Source organism: Aeromicrobium phragmitis, assembly GCF_003674095.1.
In the GTDB taxonomy this organism is placed as follows: domain Bacteria; phylum Actinomycetota; class Actinomycetes; order Propionibacteriales; family Nocardioidaceae; genus Aeromicrobium; species Aeromicrobium phragmitis.
Map to the genome: position 1 here is coordinate 1 of NZ_RDBF01000073.1, position 473 is coordinate 473.

Here is a 473-nt window from a genome sequence, read left to right on the forward strand (position 1 = left end):
CGCGCCACCACCGTACACCCTCGACCGGATCGACGAGGTGGGCGTTGAGCAGCCCGATGAGGCCCGATCCCGGACCGTACCGGACGGGCTCGACGTGCGTGTGCTCGTCGGGGTGGAACGACGAGGTGATGGCCAGCCCCGCGGTGTGGTCCGCGGCGCGCTCGCCGGCTCGCGCCGTCAGCACCGCCTCGGAGTTCGTCCGGCTCAGCACGCCGATCCGCGATGAGAGCCGCGGCAGCGACCGGCGCCGCAGTCGGTGGAGCAGCGTCTGGGTGTTCAGCGCGTTCCCGGCGAAGACGACCTGCTCGGCCCGCAGCGTGCGTCGCTGCCAGGGTCGTCCGCTGTGCCGGGTCCGCAGTCGGTAGCCGCCGCCCGGCATCGGCCGCACGTCGGTGACCGCGGTCAGTGGATGCACCTCCGCCCCGCCCTGCTCCGCCAGGTGCAGGTAGTTCTTGACCAGCGTGTTCTTGGCC

General features: G+C 72.7%; 1 pseudogene. It reads right to left on the reverse strand.

From position 1 onward, the window contains the following. Nucleotides 1-473 (reverse strand): annotated as a pseudogene (locus D9V41_RS16305) (cholesterol oxidase); the annotation flags it as partial.